The following is a 2,828-nucleotide window of genomic DNA, read 5'->3' as shown; positions in this document are numbered from 1 at the left end:
AGCTTGTCCTTGTCGAGGTCCTGGCCCTCGCGGGTGGTCTCGATGCGGTAGCTGACCTTGGTCACCGGCGAGAACAGGGCGTCCACCGGGATCAGGCCGATCGGCGCGTCCTCGGGCCGGTTGCGCTCGGCCGGCACGTAGCCCTTGCCGGTTGCGACCGTGAACTCCATCCGGATCTCGGCGCCGTCGTCGAGCGTGCAGATCACGAGATCGGGGTTGAGGATCTGGATGTCGCCGACCGTGCCGATGTCGCCCGCCGTGACGAGGCCGGGGCCGGTCTTGCGCAGGGTCATGCGCTTGGGCGTATCCGTCTGCGAGCGGATGGCGATGGTCTTGATGTTGAGGACGATGTCGGTGACGTCCTCGCGCACGCCCGGGATCGAGGAGAACTCGTGCAGCACGCCGTCGATCTGCACCGAGGTCACGGCCGCGCCCTGGAGCGAGGACAGCAGCACCCGGCGCAAGCTGTTGCCCAGCGTCGTGCCGAAGCCGCGCTCCAGCGGCTCGGCCACCACCGTCGCGACCCGCTTCGGATCATCGCCGGTCGACACCTGCAGCTTGTTCGGCTTGATCAGCTCTTGCCAGTTCTTCTGAATGACCACGATCCTACCTCTCCTGTCGCGCGAGCCCGTGACCGGTCCGCGCTTCGGCCGGCCGGCTTCGTCCCCGAGCGCCGTCCGGTCCCTGAATGCGTTCTCGCGCCTACTCGCTGCCGACCCAGAGTTCCGGCACGAAGCGGTATCCGGCCCCCTCCCGCGCCACGAAGCCGACGCCCGGAAATTCCAGGTGCGAGCCCGCGATGCGCGTGCCATCGCCCGCGATCTCATCGAGGATGCGCTTGCGCGTCGCCCGCGCTCCGTCCCCGTCGACATCGAAGCCGACGCCCGCCTCCGGCTGCGCGAACTGGATCGCCGGCAGGTGGACGATGTCCGTCCACATGAGCAGCGCGTGTTCCCCCGACACGATCCGGAAGCCGCAATGGCCGGGCGTGTGGCCGGGCAGCGGCACCGCCGTGATGCCCGGCAGAACCTCGCCGCCCGTGTGCTCGCGCACCCGTCCGGCATAGGGCGCCACCGCCCTGCGGGCGTTCTCAAAGTAGGACTTGGCCTGCTCCGGAGCCTGCGTCAGCGCCGCGTCGGAGAGCCAGTGTCGCGCCTCGTCGGCGTGCAGCACGATCTCGGCGTTCGGGTAGGCCGCAGCGCCGTCCAGCGTCAGGCCGCCCACGTGGTCGGGATGCAGGTGGGAGACGAGGACCGTCTCGATCGCCTCCGGCTTCACGCCCGCCGCCGCCAGGGCCGCGGGCACGCGACCCATGGTCGGCGGACCGAGCCTGCCGTAGCCCGTGTCGATCAGCACGGGCTTGCGGCCCGCCCCGGTGATCAGGAACGCGTTCAGCGTCACCCGCGGCGCCTCCGTGCGGAAACCCGCGCGCTGGAGCTTGCCGCCTTCCGCCCGCGGGATGCCCGTGACGAGGTCGAGGGAGCCCTGGAACCAGCCATCGTTGAGCACGGTGACCGCGAGGTCGCCGAGGTTCCAGCGCAGGATCGCGGGATGCATCGCAGCGTCCGCCACGTCCGTCTTCGTCCCGCTCAAACGCGACGACGCTTGCGCGGCCGGCAGCCGTTGTGCGGGATCGAGGTCACGTCGCGGATGGAGGTCACGGTGAAGCCCGCGGCCTGGAGGGCGCGGAGCGCCGATTCCCGGCCCGAACCCGGACCCGACACCTCGACCTCCAGCGTGCGCATGCCGTGCTCGGCGGCCTTGCGGGCCGCGTCCTCGGCGGCGACCTGGGCGGCGTAGGGCGTGGACTTGCGCGAGCCCTTGAAGCCCATCGCGCCCGACGAGGACCACGAGATCGTGTTGCCCTGCGCGTCGGTGATCGTGATCATCGTGTTGTTGAACGAAGCGGCGACGTGCGCCACGCCCGAGACGATGTTCTTGCGTTCGCGCCGGCGGACGCGGGTCGGTTCCTTGGCCATTCTCTTGCTACCTGTCCTTCAAGCGCACCCGTAATTCCAGGTGCTCGGGATTCTTCTCGGATTTCGTCGGGTGCGTCCGTGGAGGGCGGGCGCTCCACGCCTGCCGCCGAAGCGGAACACCCGGCGCCACGCTCAGGAAGGCCGGGCCGAAGCAGGGCCTTCCGATCGCGAAAAACTACTTCTTCTTGCCGGCGATCGGCTTGGACTTGCCTTTGCGGGTGCGCGCGTTGGTGTGCGTGCGCTGGCCGCGGACGGGAAGGTTGCGGCGGTGGCGCAGGCCGCGGTAGCAGCCAAGGTCCATCAGGCGCTTGATGTTCATCGAAACGTCGCGGCGCAGGTCGCCCTCGACCATGTAGTCGCGGTCGATGGTCTCGCGGATCTGGAGCACCTCGGCGTCGGTGAGCTGGTTCACGCGGCGCTCGGCCGGGATGCCGACCTTCTCCGTGATCTCTCCGGCCTTCTTCGCGCCGATGCCGTGGATGTACTGAAGCGCGATGACGACGCGCTTGTTGGTCGGGATGTTGACGCCTGCGATGCGGGCCAAGGTCATGCTCCATGAAGCGCCCCACAATCGGGGCTGTTTGCAGCACGCGTCCGGTGGAGGCCGGCCCCTGCGCGCCCGTCAACGACAGAGCGGCCCGCGGCACCCCTTGAAGGGCACCTCGGACCAGCGGACGTGTCGACGAAGACCGGGCTGCTAGCGCGGGTGCGCAGGGATGTCAACCGCCTTGCCGACCGCGAGCCGAGGTCGGCACGCATTCGAGGCCGAACATCGGACGCGGTGAAGACTTGGCCTAGAGCATTTTCCATGATCTTCGGATCACGGAAGATGCTCTAACTCCTTATGTA

Annotated in this window: 4 protein-coding genes; all 4 read right to left on the bottom strand. The window is 68.9% G+C overall.

Going from position 1 to position 2,828, the window contains the following annotated elements; all coding sequences use genetic code 11:
• Window positions 1–602, bottom strand: a 602-nt coding sequence (locus tag ACFE8Y_RS21550; RefSeq protein WP_375466404.1) for a DNA-directed RNA polymerase subunit alpha, incomplete at its 3' end; no start/stop codon positions are given.
• A 100-nt stretch (window positions 603–702) separates the two neighbouring features.
• Window positions 703–1,557: an MBL fold metallo-hydrolase gene (locus ACFE8Y_RS21545; RefSeq protein WP_375466405.1), complete on the bottom strand. Its 855-nt coding sequence runs from the start codon at window positions 1,555–1,557 to the stop codon at window positions 703–705.
• A 32-nt stretch (window positions 1,558–1,589) separates the two neighbouring features.
• Entirely contained in the window at window positions 1,590–1,979 is a 390-nt protein-coding gene (gene rpsK, locus ACFE8Y_RS21540) for a 30S ribosomal protein S11 (RefSeq protein WP_147725843.1), read from the bottom strand.
• 175 nt (window positions 1,980–2,154) lie between these two features.
• A complete protein-coding gene (gene rpsM, locus ACFE8Y_RS21535) occupies window positions 2,155–2,523 on the bottom strand; it encodes a 30S ribosomal protein S13 (protein ID WP_375466403.1) in 369 nt (122 codons plus the stop codon).
• Window positions 2,524–2,828 lie beyond the last annotated feature (305 nt).

The organism is uncultured Methylobacterium sp. (genome assembly GCF_964242245.1).
GTDB lineage: Bacteria > Pseudomonadota > Alphaproteobacteria > Rhizobiales > Beijerinckiaceae > Methylobacterium.
This window is presented reverse-complemented; position numbering and strand designations above follow the sequence as displayed.